Genomic DNA, 21,660 nt, shown 5'->3' with positions numbered 1-21,660 from the left:
CCCCGCCGGTTAAAACATGGCCAAAAAACGCTTCACCGTGCGCGAGCGCTCGTAGCGCCGCCAGGCGATAGCGATATCGGTTTTCAGCGGCGTCCCCATTAGCGGATGATAGCTCACGTTGGGCAGCGTGATGCAGGTCATCGACTGCGGCACCAGCGCAAAGCCGAATCCGGCCTCCACCATGCTCAATGACGATGAAATTTGCGATGACTGATAGGCGCTTTGCATATCAATACCGGCGCGCAGATAGCTGTTATACACCAGTTCGTAGAGTCCGGGAGCCACTTCACGCGGGAAAAGAATCGGCGCCACGTCCGTCAACTGCTCCAGCGTCAGCTCGCGGTGGGACGATAGCGGGTGCGAACGCGCCAGGGCAATCACCATCGGTTCTTGATCGATAATCCGCAGATTGAACGCTTTACTGCTCTCACAGGGCAGGCGCACAAAAGCAATATCCAGCTCCGCTTCGCCAAGCGCCCCCATCAGCGTTGCCATATTGCCCTCGACCTGATGTAACGTCACCCCCGGGTAACTTTGCTGAAATTGCTGTAACAGGCTAAAGATTTGCGGATGAAAAGCGTCGGAGCTGGTAATGCCCAGCGAGAGGCGACCGTTCAGCCCGCGGGCAATTCCCTTGGTTTTTTCCAGCGCCGCGTCGCTTAACGCCAGAATCTGGCAGGCATCCTCATAGAACGACTCCCCCGCTTCCGTCAGCTCGACGCCCCGCGTTAAACGGCGGAAAAGCGGTGTGCCAATTTCTCTTTCAAGCCTTTGAATTTGCTGGCTTAGCGGGGGCTGGGAGATGCCAAGTTCTTTTGCCGCTTTAGTGAAGTGCCGCGCCTCGGCGACGGCGACGAAGTAGCGCAAATAACGAAGTTCCATATCGAAAACGTCTCAAACAATCATAGATTCTATATTGGAACTGTGAGCTGAATCGGGTCAACATTTATTTAACCTTTCTGATATTCGTTGAACGAGGAAGTGGGCAATGAACCATTCTGCTGAATGCTCTTGTGAAGAGAGCCTGTGTGAAACTCTACGAGGATTTTCCGCGCAACATCCCGATAGCGTCATCTACCAGACCTCTCTGATGAGCGCGCTGCTTAGCGGCGTTTATGAAGGTAATACGACCATCGCCGATTTGCTCACCCACGGTGATTTCGGCCTCGGGACCTTTAATGAACTGGACGGCGAGCTGATCGCGTTTAGCAGCGAAGTTTACCAGCTGCGCGCCGACGGCAGCGCCCGCAAAGCCCGTATGGAACAGCGTACGCCGTTCGCGGTGATGACCTGGTTTCAGCCGCAGTATCGCAAAACGTTCGATAAACCGGTCAGCCGCGAACAGCTGCACGACATCATCGACCAGCAAATCCCGTCGGACAATCTGTTCTGCGCCCTGCGTATTAACGGCCATTTTCGCCACGCCCATACCCGCACGGTACCGCGCCAGACGCCGCCCTATCGGGCGATGACCGACGTACTCGACGACCAGCCGGTTTTTCGCTTCAACCAGCGCGAGGGGGTCCTGGTTGGGTTCAGAACGCCGCAGCATATGCAGGGCATTAACGTGGCCGGCTACCACGAACACTTCATCACCGATGACCGCCAGGGCGGCGGCCATCTGCTCGATTATCAGCTCGACCACGGCGTGCTGACCTTTGGCGAGATCCACAAATTGATGATTGACCTTCCTGCCGATAGCGCCTTTCTGCAGGCGGATCTGCATCCAGACAATCTTGATGCCGCCATTCGCTCAGTCGAAAACTAAGGAGATTCTCGTGGATAATCAACATCAACCGCGCCAGTGGGCGCACGGCGCCGACCTCATCGTCAGCCAGCTTGAGGCCCAGGGAGTACGCCAGGTGTTCGGCATTCCGGGGGCCAAAATCGATAAAGTCTTCGATTCGCTGCTCGACTCCTCCATTCGCATTATCCCGGTGCGCCACGAAGCCAACGCCGCCTTTATGGCCGCCGCGGTTGGCCGCATCACCGGCAAAGCGGGCGTCGCGCTGGTCACGTCCGGACCGGGCTGCTCTAACCTGATTACCGGGATGGCAACGGCCAATAGCGAGGGCGACCCGGTGGTGGCGCTGGGCGGCGCGGTAAAACGCGCCGATAAGGCCAAACAGGTGCATCAGAGTATGGATACGGTGGCGATGTTTAGCCCGGTGACCAAATACTCGGTGGAAGTCACCGCGCCGGAAGCGCTGGCGGAGGTTGTCTCCAACGCGTTTCGCGCAGCCGAGCAGGGACGCCCCGGCAGCGCCTTCGTCAGCCTGCCGCAGGACGTGGTCGACGGGCCGGTCCACGCCAGGGTTCTGCCCGCCGGCGATGCGCCGCAGACCGGCGCGGCGCCGGACGAAGCCATTGCGCGAGTCGCGAAGATGATTGCCGGCGCGAAAAATCCGATATTTCTGCTCGGCCTGATGGCCAGCCAGACGGAAAACAGCGCGGCGCTGCGCGAATTACTGAAAAAAAGCCATATCCCGGTAACCAGTACCTATCAGGCCGCCGGCGCGGTCAATCAGGACCACTTTACCCGCTTCGCCGGGCGGGTTGGGCTGTTCAACAACCAGGCAGGGGATCGACTCCTGCATCTCGCCGACCTGGTCATCTGCATCGGCTATAGCCCGGTGGAGTACGAACCGGCCATGTGGAATAACGGTAACGCTACGCTGGTGCATATCGACGTGCTGCCCGCTTACGAAGAGCGTAACTATACCCCGGACGTCGAGCTGGTCGGCAATATCGCCGCCACCCTGAACAAACTGTCTCAGCGCATCGACCACCAGCTGGTGCTGTCGCCGCAGGCCGCCGAGATCCTGGTCGATCGCCAGCATCAGCGGGAGCTCCTCAACCGCCGCGGCGCGCAGCTGAACCAGTTCGCCCTGCATCCGCTGCGCATCGTTCGCGCCATGCAGGACATCGTCAATAGCGATGTCACCCTGACCGTCGATATGGGGAGCTTTCATATCTGGATCGCCCGCTATCTCTACAGCTTCCGCGCCCGTCAGGTGATGATTTCCAACGGTCAACAGACCATGGGGGTGGCGCTGCCGTGGGCGATTGGCGCCTGGCTGGTCAATCCGCAGCGCAAAGTGGTTTCCGTTTCCGGCGACGGCGGTTTCCTGCAGTCCAGCATGGAGCTGGAGACCGCCGTACGGCTGAAAGCGAACGTCCTGCATATCATCTGGGTCGATAACGGCTACAACATGGTGGCGATTCAGGAGGAGAAAAAATACCAGCGGCTCTCCGGCGTTGAGTTCGGCCCGGTGGATTTTAAAGTCTATGCCGAAGCCTTCGGCGCCAAAGGGTTTGCGGTAGAGAGCGCCGAAGCCCTTGAGCCGACGCTGCGGGCGGCGATGGACGTTGACGGCCCCGCCGTCGTGGCCATCCCCGTGGATTACCGCGATAACCCGCTGCTGATGGGCCAGCTCCATCTCAGTCAAATACTTTGAGTCACTACAGAAGGAATCTATCAATGAAAAAAGTCGCACTCGTCACCGGCGCGGGCCAGGGTATCGGTAAAGCTATCGCCCTTCGCCTGGTGAAAGATGGTTTTGCCGTGGCTATCGCCGATTATAACGACGCCACCGCACAGGCGGTCGCCGATGAAATTAACCGCAGCGGCGGCCGGGCGCTGGCGGTGAAGGTGGATGTGTCTCAACGCGATCAGGTTTTTGCCGCCGTCGAACAGGCGCGCAAGGGCCTCGGCGGTTTTGACGTGATCGTCAACAACGCCGGGGTTGCGCCCTCCACGCCAATCGAGGAGATTCGCGAGGACGTGATCGATAAAGTCTACAATATCAACGTCAAAGGCGTTATCTGGGGCATCCAGGCCGCGGTCGAGGCGTTTAAACAAGAGGGCCACGGCGGCAAAATCATCAACGCCTGCTCCCAGGCGGGCCATGTAGGTAACCCGGAGCTGGCGGTCTATAGCTCCAGTAAGTTTGCCGTGCGCGGCCTGACGCAAACCGCCGCCCGCGATCTGGCGCATCTGGGAATTACCGTTAACGGCTACTGCCCGGGGATCGTCAAAACCCCAATGTGGGCGGAGATTGACCGCCAGGTTTCCGAAGCGGCGGGTAAACCGCTGGGTTACGGAACCCAGGAGTTCGCCAAACGCATTACCCTTGGACGGCTATCCGAGCCGGAAGACGTCGCGGCCTGCGTCTCTTATCTCGCCGGTCCAGACTCCAACTATATGACCGGCCAATCGCTGCTGATCGATGGCGGCATGGTATTTAACTAATAATAAATAAGCTCTGACATGGTTTGCCCCGGCTTCACCGCCGGGGCTTTTTTTATCTCAACCTTTCGGGAAGATCCACAGGTCGCTGACGGGCAACGCCAGATGGCAACGCTCGGCATCGCGCAGCGCGCTGCCGTAGGCGCGTATGGCGAAATCATCGCCTTCGGTGCGAAACAGATACTCCCAGCGGTCGCCGAGGTACATGCTGGTCAACAGCGGCAGCGCCAGCATGTTCTCTTCAGGCGCTGAAGCGATGCGCAGGCGCTCAACGCGGATCACCGCCGTCGCCTCTTCCCCCACGCTGACCCCTTCCCCCGCCATTCCCCAGAGCGCCCAGCTGGCCCCCTCAATGCGCGCCCGACCGTTCTCCAGCGCGCTGACGGTGCCATGCAGGCGATTATTACTGCCCATAAACTCGGCGGCAAACAGCGTTTTCGGGCTGCCGTACATCTCCTGCGGGGTGCCCTGCTGCTCGATCACGCCGTTATTAAGCAGCAGAATGCGATCGGAAATCGCCATCGCCTCATTCTGATCGTGCGTGACCATCAGCGCCGACAGTCCCAGCTTGACGATCAGCTCGCGCAAAAAGACCCGCGCTTCTTCCCGCAGCTTGGCGTCCAGATTCGACAGCGGTTCATCCAGCAGGATCACCGGCGGGTTGTAAACCAGCGCCCTGCCGATGGCCACGCGCTGCTGCTGTCCTCCGGAGAGCTGATGCGGATGGCGATTGCCAAGATGCCCCAGCCCCAGCTGTTCAAGTACGGTCTGGACCCGCTGCTTGATCTCCGCGGCGGCAACCTTACGCAGCTTCAGCGGGTAAGCGACGTTTTCAAACACTGTTTTATGCGGCCACAGCGCGTAGGACTGAAACACCAGCCCCAGGTTGCGCTCCTCGGCCGGAATTTCGCTACGCGGGTTGCCGTCATAGACGCGGGATTTTCCAATGGTGATAATGCCGCCGGTCGGCTTCTCCAGCCCGGCGACCGCCCGCAGCAGCGTGGTTTTTCCGCTACCCGATGGCCCGAGCAGCGACACCACCTCTCCCCGCTTCAGTTCCATGGACACGCCCTTAAGCACCGGATTATCGCCGTAGGTCAGATGCAGGTTTTCTACCGATAATTCAATCATGTAATTTCACTCCAAAGCGCAGCGCGATACCCAGCCCCACGACCACCAGCAGGATATTGATGAAGGAGAGCGCGGCGACAATATCGATAGCCCCCGCCGCCCACAGCGAGACCAGCATCGAACCGATCGTTTCGGTTCCGGGCGAAAGCAGATAAACCCCGGTTGAGTATTCGCGCTCGAAGATAAGAAACATCAGCAGCCATGAGCCGATTAAGCCGTAGCGCGACAGCGGCACCGTGACGTGACGGGTAATCTGCCCGCGCGATGCGCCGGTACTGCGCGCGGCCTCTTCCAGCTCCGGCGCCACCTGCAGCAGCGTCGAGGAGATCAGCCGCAGGCCGTAGGCCATCCACACCACGGTATAAGCCAGCCAGACGCTAAAAATAGTATTACGCAGCGCGCGCAGCTGAACGATCAGGTGCTCGCGCAGCCAGTCCGCCACCGGCAGCGCCGAGAGCCAGCCGTTTTTCAGCGACTGATCGAGCCACATCGGCAGAAACAGAAACACCCACAGAAACGCCAGCCCGGCCAGCAGCCCCGGCACGGCGCGCGGTACCAGCACGCTGTAGTCAAGAAAGCGCGTGACGTTATCCGGTTTACGGTGCATGGCGATGCCCACGAACAGATAGCAGACCACCGCCAGCGCGCCGCCGAACACGCCAATCGCCATGGAGTTAACGATGGCGCGCAGCAGGTTCGGCTGCTGCCAGATGCTACGGAACGTCGCCAGCGAGAGCTCATCCCATAGCGAAACGCCTACGCCCCAGTTTGAAATAAAGGCCCGCAGCGCAACGCCGATCAGCGGCACGCCGATAGTGACCGTCAGCCAGGCCACCACCACAATCCCGGCGACCCAGCGCCATTTCCCCAGCGGCAGCGCGCGGGCCTGGGACGCTTTCCCCTTCATGGTGACAAAGCGGTTGGCAGTGCGCATCAGGCGGCGCTGGAGCATTACCAGCGGAATGGTGATGCAGATCAGCACCACCGCTACCGCCGCCATCAGGTGATAGGAAGGGGTGCCGAGCTTGTTGGTCAGCTTATAAAGATAGGTCGCCAGCACCATGTTGCCCTCCGGGTCCCCCAGCACCAACATCAGGCCAAACACTTCCAGACCAAGGAAAAACAGCAGCACGCAGGCGTAGAGTATCGACGGTCGCACCATGGGCAAGCTCACCGCCGTCATCACCTGCAGCGGCGATGCGCCCACCGTGCGCGCGGCCTCCTCCACGTCCGACCCGACGCTGCGCAGGGCGGAAGAGATATAGAGATAGGCATGCGGAACGTGCGTCAGTCCGGCAATCACCACGATGCTGAACATTGAGTAAATATTCCACGGTACGAAACCGATCAGCTGTTCCGCCCATTGCGAAAAGAAACCTACCGGTCCGGCCGCCACCACGTAACCAAAGCCCAGCACCATCGGCGAAACGAAAATCGGCACCAGAATCAGCGGCTCAATAAACCGCCGCCCGGGTAAATCGGTGCGCACCATTAAAAAAGCGAGGATCCCGCCGAGGGGGATGGCGATCGCCACCAGACCGAAGGCGAGAATAAAACCGGATTTTAGCGCCAGATAAAAATCCGGGTCGCTAAAGATAAACGCGAAGGCTTCGAGGCTGAACGACTTCGAGCGGGCAAAAAAAGGCGCCGAGAGAAAGCTCTGCACCACGATAAACAACAGCGGGACATAAATCGCCAGCGCCGTCATCACGACGACGATACCGCGCGGCAAACCCTGCCATTTTCGACGTAAGACATTCATAAGCGATCCCTTTAAATCTGGCGGGCATTAAGCGGGCTGCGCATCCGGAAAAGAGGCGCAGCGCCGGGGGGTTATTTCGCCGCGGCGGTACGCCACTGTTTGATAAATTCCAGACGTTGCTTCGGCTCAAGATACGCCAGCAGCGTTTCATCGACCGGAATCGGCTTCAGCGCGCTGCCAAGCATTTTGGTCATGCCGTCAATATCATTTTTACCTTCGATATCATTGCGCAGGGAGGGAATATCGGCCTGGTTCGCGAGGATGCTTTGCCCCTTTTCCGACAGCACGTAGTCAAACCACAGCTTCGCCGCATTAAGATGCTCGGCTTCTGCGGTAATAAAGGAGACCCGGGAGAGCACCAGCACGTAATCTTTCGGATATGAGATGCCAAGCGAAGGGTCGGTTTTCGCCCGCGCTTCCGCGTAGGAACCGAGAATATTGTAGCCAATCAGGTTTTCACCGGAGGAGACGCGCTCCATCATCGTACCGGTGGACGATTGCACCGTCAGGCCGCCTTTCGCAATGCCCGCCAGATCGTTAAAGTAGTTAGCATCGGCTTTGCTGTCCTGCACCGCCAGCATAAAACCCAGCCCTGATTTTTCAATATCGTACGTGGTGACCTTGCCTTTGAATTTATCGGCCTGAGCGGAGATAAGCTTCGCCAACGCGGTATGCGAGTCCGGAACATCACCCTGCGGGATCAGCCGTTTATTATAGATAAAGACCACCGGCTCGTAGGTCGTGCCGTAAGCTTTTTGTTGCCAGACCGCCCATTTTGGCAGCTTATCCCGCTCCGGCGAGGCGTACTCTTCGGCGTATTCGGTGGCAAGCTTCAGCGCCGTATCCATGGAAGAGCTCCAGACCACATCGCCGCTGCCGCCGCCCGCCGCCTGTTCGCTGATATAACGGTTGTACAATTCGGTACTGTTCATATCGTTATATTCAACTTTAATGCCGGGATATTGCGCCTCAAAGCCTTTAATTAACGGGCCTGCGGCCTTGGTATCGGTCGTTGAATAGATAACCACTTTGCCTTCTTTAATCCCGGCATCCACCACTTTTTGATAATCCGCCGGGTAGCCCTCAGGGACTGCGGCAAGAACCTGACCGGAGAATATTGCCGTCAGTGAAATCATTAACCCACTAATTTTCATATACATAAAATCAACCTTTAGGTGTCAATTATTAAGCGTAATTTTAACATATAGCGGGGCGCCAGAGCCTTGCAACGCCGGATTTTGTTTTTTTACGGCTTTTGTGACGCTGGCGTAATTTAAAGGAAGATTCGCGGGATAAAGCGAAAGCGATTAACGCTCTGCGGCGGGAATATTAAGAAAACATTAAGTCCCTCTATTTTATCGGTTATCGAATATGGCGTTTCATTAAATATCAAAATACAACCCGGGGCACATGCCCACAAAAACCATCCAGTGAATATCAGCCGGGTTAAATAATGTCGAACACCGCTTAAATTTTGTGACCTGGCTCGCAAACTACTCTTTAAATGCCACAAAAAAAAAGCAACTTAAATCAAAGAACTAAAACAAAATCGCCGCGGTGGTAAATATGACAATAGTCACAAAATCACAATCAGGTCATTTTTTTTAAGTAAAGGTGACTTTTTTACTATGTCATCGCTATAACGAACAGGGAAAGATATCAGGAGCGGTGAATAAATTGACGGGTACAGAAGCGTTCAGGAGTCGACATGCCGGTGGTTATAACCTATAAATGCGTGCTAAACGAAGGTATTCATGCCCGGCCAGCGGGTTATATCGCGCGGCTATGTAACCTCTTCCAGGCTGCGATCGACTGGGAAAACACCCGCACGGCGCTGAAAGCTAATGCGAAAAGCGCCCTTTCGTTGATTGCCAGCGACACGCTGCTCAATGATGAATGCCGAATCACCCTGAGCGGCGAAGATGAACAGCAGGCCGCGGCCCAGCTATGCGCACTGCTTTCCGATCTTCCCTCATTCACCCTTGAGCAGGAATCGGTGACAACCCAAGGCTATCTGCCCCGTTGTCTGCGCGAGCTCAATCCGCAGGTTATTCAAGGATGTCGTATTAATAAAGGCGCCGCAATTGCAAAACCGCAGGTTATTCAGGGTCTGACGTTCGACGATCTCATCGACGCCAATCCAGGTTTTATCGGCAGTATCGAATACGAAAAGGACCGTTTTCATACAGGGCTCGCATCGCTACGCGCAGAGAAAGAGGCTGCTCTTGGGCAGACCCAAGGCATTGAGCACGACCTGATGGCGGCGCATCTATCGCTGATAACCGACATGACCTTTCAGGATAACGCAGTCGGATATCTTAATGAGCGGATGAATGCCTGGTCAGCTATCGCTCGGGCGTCGCTCGACATTTGCCACCAGCTTGAGAATTCGTCCAGCCGTTATCTGCAGGAGCGCGCGCTGGATATACTCGATATCGCAGCGCAGCTTATCAGCGCGGTTTATGGTGAACAGGCTCTGGCGTCTCGTCCGATCGCGTTAAATGAACCGGTAATTGTGTTCGCCAACAACCTGACCCCCAGCCAATTTCTGGCGCTCGACCGCAGCCAGCTTGCAGGCCTGGTGCTGTCATCGATGGGTAAAACCTCCCACACGGCAATCCTGGCGCGATCGCTGGGCATTCCGACCCTGGCCGATATCGATTTTTCTAAGCTGGCGCTTGAGGATCAACAGCAGATCATTATCGATGGTGAACCGGGGATACTGATTATCCATCCGGATGAGAAGGTGCTGCGCTACTACCGTCAGGAAATTACCGTCCAGCGGGAAATGCAGCGACGGCTGCGGGCCAACGCTCTGGTGCCGGCACAAACCCGCGACGGTCATCGCATAGAGATAGCGGCAAACATCGCAAGCCTTGCCGAAGCGCAGGCCGCCTTTGAAAATGGCGCAGAGAGCATTGGCCTGTTTCGCACCGAAATGGCGTTTATGAGTCGCGATTGCCCTCCCACCTGCGACGAGCTGGCCGCGCTATATCAGCAGGTGGTCGGTCTGGCGGGCGGCAAGACCGTTATCTTTCGCACCTTCGATATCGGAGGCGATAAACCGGTCGGTTACCTGAGTATCGGCCCGGAAGACAACCCATTTCTCGGCTTTCGGGCCGTACGTACCTATCCACACCATCGCGACCTTTTTGCCACTCAACTAAAGGCTATTCTTATCGCTTCTGCGACAGGTACAGTCAAAATTATGTTGCCGATGATCGCCCGGGTGGAAGAGCTTATCTGGTGTCGGAAGGTGCTGGAATCCGTCATGCAGGAGATGCGCCACGCGGGTCTGGCGTTTGATGAGCAGATTGCGCTAGGCATCATGCTGGAGGTGCCTTCGGTACTGTTTGCTATGGCTGAAATGGCCGAACATGTCGACTTCTTCAGTCTGGGCAGTAACGATCTGACGCAGTACTTTTTCGCCGCCGACCGGGGTAATGCCCGGGTAAAAGCGCTTTATGACAGCTATGCGCCGCCATTTTTACGCGCTCTGCAATTTGCAGTCAGCGAGGCCCATCGCCTTGGTAAACCTATCGGCCTGTGCGGAGAACTCGCCGCAGACGAAGCCATTCTTCCGCTGCTTGTCGGTATCGGATTTGATGAATTGAGTATGAACTGCGCGACAATTCCGCGGGCTAAACACGCGCTGCGCGAGCTTAGCCTCGCAGATTGTCGGCCGCTGGCGCAAAATCTGGTGCAACAGAAGAACGCTCAACAGGTCAACGCCGCGCTACAAAAATCAGGCGCTAGCGCGATGAAAAAACCCTTGCTGTCGCCGGAGATGATTTTATGGGCAATTGACGCCGCTGATAAAAATGAGGCGATCAAAATACTGGTGGATAATCTGTGGCTACAGCAGCGTACCGACGCACGAGACCCGCTCTGCGACGATATCTGGGCCCGTGAAGTGCCCTTTCCTACCGTCGTCGGTTCGGGTTTTGCTATCCCTCACGCCCAAACGGACCACATCAAGGATTCTACCGTCAGTATTGCCACGCTCAGGCAACCTATTGCCTGGGGCGGCGTCATGGTGGATACCCTGTTCATGCTGACGATCGGCAAATCCGCGCAGGATAATGAGCACATGAAGTACTTCTCCACCCTGGCGCGCATGCTCATGAATGATGAATTTGTCAGCCAAATTAAAAGGGCGAAAGACCCGCAAGCCCTTTATCTGCTGATATCCAAAACGCTGGACTTCTGAGCAGCAAACGTTACGAGGCTGTCATGTTAAAACTATTAAAAAATACGAAACGACATTTTATGACCGGCGTTTCCTACATGATTCCGTTTGTGGTCGCCGGCGGCGTTCTGCTGGCGCTGGCGGTGATGTTCAACGGCGAAGCAGCGGTGCCGGACCACGGTTTTCTAAAGGCCATATCGCAAATTGGCATGGCGGGCTTAACCCTGTTTATTCCAATATTGTCGGGGTTTATCGCTTATTCGATGGTCGACAAACCAGGCATCGCGCCGGGCGCTATTGGCGGGCTGATGGCCTATCAGATGGGAGCCGGATTTTTGGGCGGCATGCTCTCGGGAATTATTGCCGGGCTGGTGGTTTATCTCCTGCTAAACCTGATAGCCTGGCTCAAAATCCCAAATTTTCTGCGCATGGTCCTGCCGATATTTATTATTCCACTGGTCGGCACATTCCTCACCGGCATGGCGGTGTATTACATTATTGGCGATCCTATTGCCGGTTTGATGAAGTGGCTTAGCGTCTGGCTGAGCAATATGCAGGGCGCCTCGTTTATTATCCTCGGCACCATTTTAGGCTGCATGATCGCCGTTGATATGGGCGGACCAATGAATAAAACCGCCTTTTTCTTTGCTGTGGCGCTGATCTCCACCAATCCTCAGCTGATGGCGGCGGTTGCTAGCGCCGTCTGCACGCCGCCTCTGGGTCTGAGTCTGGCGACATTTCTGTTTAAAGACGTTTTCACTGACGTGGAACGGGAAGCCGGGAAACCTGCGGTGATCATGGGGATTATGGGGATCACAGAAGGTGCGATCCCATTTGCGGCGGCCGACCCAGTACGGGTGATCCCGGCAATAATGTTCGGCAGCACGGTCGCGGCAATCCTCTCATTATGGTTTGGCGCGGCCAACGCCGCCCCGTGGGGCGGGCTTATCGTATTACCGGTGATCGGTAACCATTTTGGCTACATCGCTTCGATTATCGCCGGCACCATCGCCACCGCGGTGGCGGTGAAGGTTCTTAAAACCGTTATCAAACCGCGGACATAATATGGGCACTTTTATTCAATCTATTCTCAGCGAATTTAGCGCCGAGGGGGCAATAAACGAAAGCGTACTGGTGGCTAACGGTAACGCACAGGCCCCGGCAATGGCCTATCATCTTCACGTGCCACGCATAGAACTAACGGTAAAAGGCGCGCTCAGCATGCTGCTGCCAAAAGGGGTGGACCGCATTGTGAAATATGAACGTCCGGTCGGTACCATTACCTACATTCCCGCTAACAGCTGGAATTCGCCGCAATGGGAAAGCCCGGTTATTTGCATGTCGGTGGTCTTTTGGAAGCAGGACGTCGGTTTTAGCATCAGTAACTGGGACGGCACGCAGTTTAAAGAGGTGGAGAAGTACAATTTGCAAAATTCAAGTAGTACGGTTCGCGACCGGCTACTCGACCTGGCCGAGTCGCTGGCGTGGTCGCAGGATAACACCGACGAGACTTTCGCCCATGTGATCTATGCACTCATTAACGACCTGTTGTATCAAATTACGGATGGCCTGACTAATCAGCGAGGCCCGTTCTCTTTGCTGGACGAAATTAAGAGCCATATTGATAGTCACTACCACACGGACATTAGCCGGGAAAGCGTCGCCGAAACATTTAATATCTCGCCTGGCTATCTGTCGCGTCTGTTTTCGAAGGAGTCAGACGTGAAATTCAATGAGTATCTTAAGTTAGCCCGCATCACCCGTTCGAAAGCGCTACTAATCAATACCAATCTGAAAATTAACGAGGTTTCAGAGAAGTGCGGTTTCACTGATACCAACTATTTCTGCAAGGTATTTCGCGATATCAACGACTGTACGCCGCTTGAGTACCGGCGCAAAAATAAGGGAGTAAGCTTATGAGCACTCGTGCAGGAAGAGATGAAATCCAGCCCTTCTCCAGCGAACGGAATCTGCATATTGTGGCGGTGACCGCGTGCGCGACCGGCGTGGCGCACACTTATATGGCCGCGGAGCAACTGGAGAAACTCGCGAAGCAGTATCGCTTTGCGATCAAAATCGAGACTCAGGGCGTGCTGGGGCTTAAGAATAAGATTACCGATAAAGATATTTTCGAATCGGAGCTAGCCATCATCGCCTCTGATATTACTATCGATAATCCCTCACGCTTTGACGGTTGCCGTGTTTTGAACGTCTGTATTAACTCGCTGCTGCTTAAACCGACGGAGGTTATCGCTGCTATGCGTAAGTCTCTAAATCTGCCGCGAGGCAACGTTATTGATCTGTGAATCCGTCGCCCCGGTTAGGCGTCAGCCGCATTAAAACACGGGCAAGGCATACCCCCGATCCTTTTATAAGAGTGAGGGGGTTCAGTCCCCCAGCGCAGCAAGTTCAGGTATGTGCTTCGCTCCGCGCTGTTCCAGAAACGTCAGCACCTGTCGCACAGAGGTGTTCAGCACTCTGGATGGTGGAAAATCCGCCTCCGTTAGCACATGCTGGCAGGCGCTAAAATCTCCCAACGAAAAGGCGCTGTGCGAATCACTTCCTAACGAGAGCAGCCAGCCGCAATCACGCACGGCGGCGACAATTTTACGGCAGTTCCCCTCGCTGCCCTTTCGTGAGTGGACAAACGAGGCGTTATTGACTTCCAACGCCACATGACACGCTTTCGCCGCCGCCACAACTGCCGGTATATCAATCGGATACTCTGGGTTACCGGGATGGCTAATAATATGTACCTTTCCGCTCGCCATCACCGCAATCATCGCATCGGTATTGGTAATGATGTCCGCAGGGGTGAACACCTGTTTGTGGAACCCAGCGATCGCTAAATCCAGCGATGCGCGCATTTTATCGCTGCAATCAGTCTCGCCGCCGGGTTTGATATTGGCCTCTATACCGCGCAGAATCCCTACGCCATCGACAATGCGCGGCAGCACGCGCAAATTATTAAAGTGAAACGGATGCGGCGCATCAACCATTTCCGGGCCATGATCGGTAATCGCAATCAGGCGAATGTGGTGACGCAACGCGGCGGCAATATAATCGTGAACCGTGCTGTAAGCATGGGTGCTGGCCAGGGTATGCATATGAAGATCGACGGGATACATGTGATTCCTTCCCTGAATGAAAAGCGGCCCCTCAGGACGTAAGGGGCCGTACTGGTTAAGCCAGAAGCGCTTTTGCCTGCTGCAATACCGCTTCAAGGGTAATACCAAACGCCTGATAAAGCTGTTCCGCCGGTGCGGACTCGCCGTAGCTTCGCATACCTATAATCGCGCCGTTCAGGCCGACATATTTAAACCAGTAATCGGTTATTCCCGCTTCCACGGCGAGACGAGCGGAAACCGCCGGCGGCAATACCGCGTCGCGGTAAGCCGCATCCTGCTTATCGAAGACATCGGTTGACGGCATTGATACCACCCGCGCCTTTACGCCCTCCGCCATCAGCTTTTGCCACGCGTCTACCGCCAGCTCAGTTTCCGAACCGGTCGCGATAAGAATGAGCTGCGGTTGCCCTTCGCAATCCTTTAATATATAGCCGCCGCGCGCGATATCCTGCACCTGCTGCCAGGTTCGTTCCTGCTGGGTCAGGTTTTGCCGGGAAAAAATCAGCGCGGTAGGTCCATCCAGGCGTTCCACGCCATATTTCCACGCCACCGCCGACTCCACTTGATCGCAGGGACGCCATGTGCTGAGATTCGGCGTCAGGCGTAATGAAGCAATCTGCTCGACCGGCTGATGAGTCGGGCCATCTTCGCCCAGACCAATTGAGTCGTGGGTATAAACCATCACCTGTCGCTGCTTCATCAGCGCCGCCATGCGTACCGCGTTACGGGCGTATTCGACAAACATCAGGAACGTCGAGGTATAGGGCAGGAAGCCACCGTGCAGGGCGATGCCGTTAGCGATGGCGGTCATGCCGAATTCACGCACGCCGTAGTGAATATAGTTTCCACCGGATTGTTCGTTAATCGCCTGAGAGCCGGACCATAGGGTCAGGTTGGATGGAGCCAGATCCGCAGAGCCGCCGAGAAACTCCGGCAACAGCGGGCCAAAGGCTTCAAGGGTATTCTGCGAGGCTTTACGGCTGGCGATTTTTGCTGGTTTAGCCTGCAATTGTTCAATAAACGCCTGCGCCTTACCGGCAAACTCAGCGGGCAACTGCCCCTTAATCCGGCGGGCATATTCAGCGGCCAGCTCGGGGAACGCTTTCGCGTAGGCCGCAAACGCTTCATTCCATGCAGCTTCCTTCACCTGTCCGGCTTTGCGAGCATCCCACTGCGCAGCAATCTCCGAAGGAATAACAAATGGCGGATACGGCCAACCCAACGCGTCGCGCGTCGCCGCGACTTCAGCCTCGCCCAGCGGCGCGCCGTGTACATCATGGGTACCCGCTTTCTGCGGCGAGCCGAAGCCAATCACCGTTTTACAGATAATTAACGTCGGCATGGAAGCGATCGACTTAGCGACATCAATTGCGGCTCGTATGGATTCAGGATCGTGCCCATCGACTCCGCGCACCACGTGCCAGCCGTAGGACTCAAAGCGTTTGGCTGTGTCGTCGGTGAACCATCCTTCGACGTGGCCATCAATAGAGATACCGTTATCGTCGTAAAACGCCACCAGCTTCCCGAGCTTCAGCGTTCCGGCCAGAGAGCAAACTTCGTGCGAAATCCCTTCCATCATGCAGCCATCGCCCATGAAGACGTAGGTAAAGTGGTCGACAATTTGGTGACCTGGCCGGTTAAACTGCGCCGCGAGGGTTTTCTCGGCAATAGCCATGCCGACCGCATTGGCAATCCCCTGCCCCAAGGGACCGGTAGTGGTTTCCACGCCCGGGGTATAACCCACTTCCGGGTGACCAGGCGTTTTTGAATGCAGCTGACGGAAGTTTTTCAGTTCATCAATCGATAGATCGTAGCCGCTAAGGTGCAGCAGACTGTAAATCAGCATCGAGCCGTGACCGTTGGAGAGAACGAAACGGTCGCGGTTGGCCCACGTCGGGTTATGTGGATTGTGGTTGAGAAAATCCCGCCACAGTACTTCGGCAATATCCGCCATTCCCATTGGTGCCCCGGGATGACCAGAGTTTGCTCGCTGCACGGCATCAACGCTCAGCATACGAATAGCATTCGCCAGAATCTTTCGTGATGACATTTAAAACTCCCTCGAAATCTTAAGGAAAAAATCCGCCTCGCCCTGGCGCGTTACGCTCAGGCCAAGGTAGCGATCAATGGTTTGCCAGGTGTCGATATCATGAACGGAGGACTGACGGGTGAGGACTTCAACGACAGCACATCCCGCCTCGGTCGCGGAAAGCAGACCGGCTATTGAATCTTCAAAAGCCAAGCAGTTAGCAGGTGAAAGGTTGAGCCGGCTTGCACCAATAAGGAACGGTTCCGGGTGCGGCTTGCCCTTAACAATATCTTCGCTGGTCACCAGCACCGGCGGAGAGGGAAAACCGGCCCGGCGGATCCGCGCCGAAGCAACCTTCAGCGACCCCGACGTCACTATTGCCCAGGGCACCTGCAACTGCTCCAGTCGGCGGAGAAAATCCACCGCTCCGTCAACCGCGGTAATACCATCAGTGTTACGCGCCTCAAACGCTTCCAGCGCGGTAAACTCCTCAATAATGGTTTGTTCGCTGGCATCGGGCATAAAGTGGCGCAGCGTATTCAGGGCTGTCTTGCCATGGAGGTAATCGCATACCCCCCACACATCCAGCCCCTTTTTAGTAGCCCATAAGCTCCAGGAAGCCTCGACAAAATCCAGCGAGTTCACCAGCGTCCCGTCTAAATCCAGTAATATACCTCGAAAATTCATCGTAATTACCACGGCGAAATTAAAAGAATGTGCTTTATTTTGTACTCCATTAACCAGCAGCCAATAAATAGAAAGAAAGAGACGTTAGTAGCAATTGCGTGACCATAGACCGAATATCATTTAAAATGTGACCGCTCTCACACCGGACCCAACAATTCAATTTCACGACTGCGATCACAAAATAATAATCCGGCCCTTTTATTCAAGCAAATGTCACTTTTTTTCTATTCAAAGCCTGCCGATGCTGATGAATGATATAAAACATGAAATGCAGGCATTCATACCTACAAAGAAAATTAATTAGCCCTGGCTAAAATATTATCGGGAGCAGCAATGATGTCAGAGATAATAACCTATCAATGTGAACTTAAGGATGGTATTCACGCCCGTCCGGCGGGACACATCGAACGATTGTGCAATACTTTTCAATCAGTAGTGTGCTGGAAAAATATTCGCAACGGCCTTCAGGGTAATGGTAAAAGCGCGCTCTCGATTGTCGCTACCGATACTTTGCTCAAAGACGCCTGTGAAATTACGCTCAGCGGAAAAGATGCTGCAAAAGCGGCTCATCAGCTTAGCGAGCTGCTCAAAAAGCTGCCCTCTTTCGAGGTGAGCCATGTGCAAGAAACCGCAGCGCCCACGGGCTACCTCCCGCGTTCCCTGCGGGAAACTCAGCTCAGTTTTATTCAGGGTTCATGCATCAGCGGCGGTATTGCCATTGCCAAGCCCGTTCGAATCCAGGGCCTGTCATTAAAGGAAATGCAGGCGCGTAACCCCGGTGGTGAATATTCTTCTGAGCACCAGCAGTGTCTTTTCCTGGCTGGTTTAGAAACGCTTAAGCACGAAAAAAAGACAGCCCTGGAAATAAAAAAAGGCGTCGAGCACGATATTTTACAAGCGCACCTGTCCATTATCACCGACATAACCTTTCAAACTCGTATCGCCGCCGCCATTGCCAGCGGAGATAACGCCTGGGAGGCGGTCATTAAAGCGGCAATGGAATTTTGTGAAATCCTTAACCAATCATCAAGCAAATACATTAAAGAGCGCACGCTCGATGTTCTCGATATAACCGGACAATTACTTACTGCGATTTATGGCGCAGGCATACTGCCGCAGCGCAGCCTTGAATTAACGCAGCCATCAATTATTATCGCCGACAGTCTGACGCCGAGTCAGTTTCTCGCGATTAATAAAGAGCACCTCGCCGGAATGGTATTATCCGCGACAGGCAAAACATCACACACGGCGATCCTCGCACGTTCGCTTGGTATCCCGACCCTGACGGATATTGATTTTTCGACCCTGGCGCTGAACACCGAAAGTAACATTATTATCGATGGCAATCCGGGGATCTTGATTACGACCCCTGATGAAAAGGTCCTGCGCTATTACCACAATGAAATTGCCATCCAGCAGAGTATGCAGCAACAGATGCTGGCTAACGTCCGCCAGCCGACGATTACACACGATAATCATAATATTGAGATTGCCGCGAATATCGCCAGCCTGGCGGAAGCCGAGGCAGCCTTCAGCAATGGTGCCGAAGGCATCGGGTTGTTTCGTACCGAAATGTCATTCATGGACCGTGAAACCGCACCAGACTACCGCGAACTGGCAGAACTTTACGGGCAGATTATGCAGGTCGCTCAAGGGAAGCCGGTTATCTTCCGTACCTTCGACATTGGCGGCGATAAACCCGTCGACTACCTGAGCATCGGCGAAGAAGAAAACCCGTTTCTTGGTTTCCGGGCGGTGCGAACTTACCCTCGCTATCGTGAACTTTTCGCCATGCAACTTAAGGCCATCCTCAGCGCTTCAGCTTTAGGCGATGCCAAAATCATGATTCCGATGATCGCCAACGTTGATGAAGTGATCTGGTGTCGCGAAGTCCTCGAAGAAGTCAAAAGCGCGATGCGCGATGAAGGCCTGGCGTTCAATGATGGAATCTCGCTCGGTGTGATGCTGGAGATCCCATCCGTTATCTTCGCGATGAGCGAAATAGCAGAATACGCTGATTTCTTCAGCGTGGGCAGCAACGATCTGACGCAATACTTTTTTGCCGCTGACCGTGGAAACACCCAGGTTGCGGCAGTTTACGACAACTATGCCCCGGCATTCCTCCGCGCTATGCAGTATGCCGCCAATGAAGCCCATCGCGCGGGCAAGTGGATTGGCATCTGCGGGGAGTTGGGCGCCAGCAAAGATTTTCTGCCGCTGTTCGTCGGCATGGGCTTTGACGAGCTCAGCATGAGCGGCACTTCAATTCCAGGCGTCAAACATGCCCTGCGGGAGCTGAGTTTCGCTAAATGTCAGGCGCTGGCCCAGGAGTCAGTGACCTTAAAACGCTCAGCTGAAGTCAAAGCCGCGCTGCGTTCGCCGGAGGTAAAAGCGATCGACTCTATGCCAATTCTCGCACCGGAATTTATTCTCTGTGGCCTGGAGGCCCGCGATAAAAACGAAGTTATCAAAAAGATGACCGACAATCTTTGGCTGCACCATCGCACCGATAACCGGGATCAATTAACCGACGATATCTGGGCCCGTGAGGACTCCTTCTCCACCGCCGTGGGCTATGGTTTCGCCATTCCGCACACTAAATCGGAGCATATTCACTACTCCACTATCAGTATGGCCACTCTTGCTGCGCCAATTATGTGGGACGATCAGCAAGTCGAAACCGTATTTATGTTAACGGTCAGTAGATCGGCCGATCCGAACGAGCATATGAAATATTTCTCCACGCTTGCCCGAAAGCTAATGAAAGAGGATTTCCGCAATGAAATAAAGCAAGCCGAAAACGTTACCGTACTCTACAACCTGATGGCCAATACTTTGGCCATGTAAAAAATCATATAAAATTTAGCCAAATAATAAATCAGGAGTCACTTATGAAAATTGTCGGAGTCGCAGCATGCATTACCGGAGTTGCCCATACCTATATGGCTCAGGAAGCTATCGAGCAAGAGTGTAAAAAAAGAGGTTATGCCGTCAAAGTCGAAACACAAGGCGGCATGGGAATCGAAAATGAATTAAGTGAAGATGAGATTGCTGAAGCCGACGTGGTTATTCTGGCGATTGCCATTGGTATTGAAGGCGTCGAGCGTTTTGAAGAAAAAGAAGATGCTGGGCTAGTTATTTCACTTAACCCGGCAGAGGTAGTACGCGATCCGGCTGCAATTATCGACAAAGCCGAGAAACTGGTACAATAAATTAAATTATCTGCTGCGAGTTTATTTCGACACTCGCGACCGGTGAATAATAACGTTAACTCAATTTCTGCGAGCGCTATATTTCGTTAATGGTGCCACGGCATAACAGCACATATATATCATCGCCATCCCGATAAAAATATAGCGTTCTGGAGGATCAACAATGTCGGAAAAAGCAAAAGCGATTAAGGACGATTTAGTTAAAGCGTTCAGTACCGGCGTGTCATATATGATGCCGGTAGTGGTAGTCGGCGGTATCTGTCTCGCGCTCTCGCTGGTGGGCGGCGAACCGGTCGCCGGCAAAGGCATGGTGGTAACCAATCCATTTTTATTAAACCTCGGTGCTATCGGAAGCGCAGGCCTGGGAATGATGATCCCGGTGCTGGCCGCCTATATCTCCTACTCTATCGCCGGTAAACCTGGGCTGACGCCGGGTTTAATCACCGGATTTATGGCCAGCACACCGTTGGGCGCAGACCATGTGGTAACCGGTTTTCTCGGCGCGATGCTGCTCGGTATTCTCAGCGGCTACGTCGCTAAATGGATAAAAACATGGAAAGTCGGTAAGGCACTGATGCCGGTTATGCCGATCATGATTATTCCCATTGTTTCAAGCGTCATTGTCGGCATGCTTTATCTGTACGTACTGATTGGGCCAATTGGATTTGCCATGAACTGGCTGGTATCCATGCTCTCAAATATGCAAGGAAGCAGCGGCGTTATTTTGGGGCTGATCCTCGGCGCAATGGCGGCCTTTGATATGGGCGGCCCGGTGAATAAAACCGCAACGGCATTTACCCTCGCGCTAATGGCCGAAGGGATTTATGGCCCGAACGGCGCTTACCGTATTGCCTGTGCTATTCCACCGCTGGGCATTGCCCTTTCCACGTTTATTTCCCAACGTAAATGGGCGGAAGATGAAAGAAGAATGGGAACCTCTGCCGCATTTATGGGGTTAATCGGTATTACCGAAGGGGCTATTCCTTTCGCAGTCAAAAACCTGAAGACCGTTCTGCCTTCAATTATTATCGGCAGCGCCGTCGGTGCGGGTCTGGCCATGGTTCACGGCGTCGAGTCCATGGTTCCCCATGGTGGATTAATTGCTATTGCTGGCGTCAATAAAGCACCGATGTGGTACGTCATTGATATGGCCATTGGCGTTATTGTCACGGCAATCTGCCTGCATATTTTGCGCCCCAATATTAGCGAGCCGGTAAAAAAATCCCCGGCTAAAAAAACCATCACTTCTGATATGAATAAAGCCTGAGGAATT

17 protein-coding genes are annotated in these 21,660 nt (G+C 54.6%); 10 read left to right on the top strand and 7 right to left on the bottom strand.

Translation table 11 applies throughout. From position 1 onward, the window contains the following. Nucleotides 1-9 precede the first annotated feature (9 nt). Nucleotides 10-882 carry a LysR family transcriptional regulator gene (locus GUC22_RS11185; protein ID WP_024357944.1) on the bottom strand — a complete coding sequence of 291 codons (873 nt, stop codon included), beginning with the start codon at nucleotides 880-882 and terminating at the stop codon, nucleotides 10-12. Between the two features lie 106 nt (nucleotides 883-988). On the opposite strand from GUC22_RS11185, the gene budA reads away from it, so the two are divergent. Genes budA through GUC22_RS11170 form a run of 3 tightly spaced genes read left to right on the top strand, consistent with a single transcriptional unit; the run spans nucleotide 989 to nucleotide 4,252 of the window. Beyond that, nucleotides 989-1,768 carry an acetolactate decarboxylase gene (gene budA, locus GUC22_RS11180; protein WP_004119304.1) on the top strand — a complete coding sequence of 260 codons (780 nt, stop codon included), beginning with the start codon at nucleotides 989-991 and terminating at the stop codon, nucleotides 1,766-1,768. Between the two features lie 10 nt (nucleotides 1,769-1,778). After that, nucleotides 1,779-3,458, top strand: a complete 1,680-nt coding sequence (gene alsS, locus GUC22_RS11175; RefSeq protein ID WP_024357943.1) for an acetolactate synthase AlsS — start codon at nucleotides 1,779-1,781, stop codon at nucleotides 3,456-3,458. A 23-nt stretch (nucleotides 3,459-3,481) separates the two neighbouring features. Then, the gene (locus tag GUC22_RS11170; protein WP_049085106.1) at nucleotides 3,482-4,252 is read left to right on the top strand and encodes a (S)-acetoin forming diacetyl reductase; all 771 of its coding nucleotides are present in this window, start codon (nucleotides 3,482-3,484) and stop codon (nucleotides 4,250-4,252) included. 57 nt (nucleotides 4,253-4,309) lie between these two features. On the opposite strand, the gene GUC22_RS11165 is transcribed toward GUC22_RS11170, so the two are convergent. The 3 genes from GUC22_RS11165 to GUC22_RS11155 all read right to left on the bottom strand — a co-directional run bounded on the left by GUC22_RS11165 (nucleotide 4,310) and on the right by GUC22_RS11155 (nucleotide 8,302). Then, the gene (locus GUC22_RS11165) at nucleotides 4,310-5,380 is read right to left on the bottom strand and encodes an ABC transporter ATP-binding protein (RefSeq protein WP_049085105.1); all 1,071 of its coding nucleotides are present in this window, start codon (nucleotides 5,378-5,380) and stop codon (nucleotides 4,310-4,312) included. After that, a complete protein-coding gene (locus GUC22_RS11160; RefSeq protein WP_024357940.1) occupies nucleotides 5,373-7,142 on the bottom strand; it encodes an ABC transporter permease in 1,770 nt (589 codons plus the stop codon). The genes GUC22_RS11165 and GUC22_RS11160 overlap by 8 nt, the downstream gene beginning before the upstream one ends. Before the next feature lie 71 nt (nucleotides 7,143-7,213). Continuing rightward, the gene (locus tag GUC22_RS11155; RefSeq protein ID WP_024357939.1) at nucleotides 7,214-8,302 is read right to left on the bottom strand and encodes an ABC transporter substrate-binding protein; all 1,089 of its coding nucleotides are present in this window, start codon (nucleotides 8,300-8,302) and stop codon (nucleotides 7,214-7,216) included. A gap of 548 nt (nucleotides 8,303-8,850) precedes the next feature. On the opposite strand from GUC22_RS11155, the gene ptsP (GUC22_RS11150) reads away from it, so the two are divergent. Genes ptsP (GUC22_RS11150) through GUC22_RS11135 form a run of 4 tightly spaced genes read left to right on the top strand, consistent with a single transcriptional unit; the run spans nucleotide 8,851 to nucleotide 13,637 of the window. Continuing rightward, entirely contained in the window at nucleotides 8,851-11,352 is a 2,502-nt protein-coding gene (gene ptsP, locus GUC22_RS11150; protein ID WP_160183515.1) for a phosphoenolpyruvate--protein phosphotransferase, read from the top strand. A 59-nt stretch (nucleotides 11,353-11,411) separates the two neighbouring features. Next, nucleotides 11,412-12,395, top strand: coding sequence for a PTS fructose transporter subunit IIC (locus GUC22_RS11145; protein ID WP_236044171.1), 984 nt, complete (start codon nucleotides 11,412-11,414; stop codon nucleotides 12,393-12,395). A gap of 1 nt (nucleotide 12,396) precedes the next feature. Further along, nucleotides 12,397-13,251, top strand: a complete 855-nt coding sequence (locus tag GUC22_RS11140) for an AraC family transcriptional regulator (RefSeq protein ID WP_024357936.1) — start codon at nucleotides 12,397-12,399, stop codon at nucleotides 13,249-13,251. Beyond that, on the top strand, nucleotides 13,248-13,637 hold the full coding sequence (locus tag GUC22_RS11135; protein WP_024357935.1) for a PTS fructose transporter subunit IIB: 390 nt from the start codon (nucleotides 13,248-13,250) through the stop codon (nucleotides 13,635-13,637). The genes GUC22_RS11140 and GUC22_RS11135 overlap by 4 nt, the downstream gene beginning before the upstream one ends. Nucleotides 13,638-13,718: 81 nt before the next feature. On the opposite strand, the gene GUC22_RS11130 is transcribed toward GUC22_RS11135, so the two are convergent. The 3 genes from GUC22_RS11130 to GUC22_RS11120 are packed head-to-tail and all read right to left on the bottom strand — an operon-like array spanning nucleotide 13,719 to nucleotide 17,175. Next, nucleotides 13,719-14,459, bottom strand: a complete 741-nt coding sequence (locus GUC22_RS11130; RefSeq protein ID WP_116943542.1) for a phosphatase — start codon at nucleotides 14,457-14,459, stop codon at nucleotides 13,719-13,721. A 55-nt stretch (nucleotides 14,460-14,514) separates the two neighbouring features. Beyond that, nucleotides 14,515-16,509, bottom strand: coding sequence for a transketolase (gene tkt / locus GUC22_RS11125; RefSeq protein WP_024357933.1), 1,995 nt, complete (start codon nucleotides 16,507-16,509; stop codon nucleotides 14,515-14,517). Then, nucleotides 16,510-17,175, bottom strand: a complete 666-nt coding sequence (locus tag GUC22_RS11120) for an HAD-IA family hydrolase (RefSeq protein WP_024357932.1) — start codon at nucleotides 17,173-17,175, stop codon at nucleotides 16,510-16,512. It lies immediately after the preceding gene. Nucleotides 17,176-17,511: 336 nt separating this feature from the next. On the opposite strand from GUC22_RS11120, the gene ptsP (GUC22_RS11115) reads away from it, so the two are divergent. The 3 genes from ptsP (GUC22_RS11115) (at nucleotide 17,512) to GUC22_RS11105 (ending at nucleotide 21,654) form a co-directional block, all read left to right on the top strand. Next, the gene (gene ptsP, locus GUC22_RS11115) at nucleotides 17,512-20,022 is read left to right on the top strand and encodes a phosphoenolpyruvate--protein phosphotransferase (protein ID WP_049131285.1); all 2,511 of its coding nucleotides are present in this window, start codon (nucleotides 17,512-17,514) and stop codon (nucleotides 20,020-20,022) included. A gap of 44 nt (nucleotides 20,023-20,066) precedes the next feature. Beyond that, nucleotides 20,067-20,387: a PTS fructose transporter subunit IIB gene (locus GUC22_RS11110; protein ID WP_024357930.1), complete on the top strand. Its 321-nt coding sequence runs from the start codon at nucleotides 20,067-20,069 to the stop codon at nucleotides 20,385-20,387. Between the two features lie 163 nt (nucleotides 20,388-20,550). Further along, nucleotides 20,551-21,654, top strand: a complete 1,104-nt coding sequence (locus tag GUC22_RS11105) for a PTS fructose transporter subunit IIC (RefSeq protein WP_024357929.1) — start codon at nucleotides 20,551-20,553, stop codon at nucleotides 21,652-21,654. Nucleotides 21,655-21,660 lie beyond the last annotated feature (6 nt).

This window comes from Klebsiella sp. MPUS7 (assembly GCF_009905335.1).
In the GTDB taxonomy this organism is placed as follows: Bacteria; Pseudomonadota; Gammaproteobacteria; order Enterobacterales; family Enterobacteriaceae; genus Klebsiella; species Klebsiella grimontii.
This window is presented reverse-complemented; position numbering and strand designations above follow the sequence as displayed.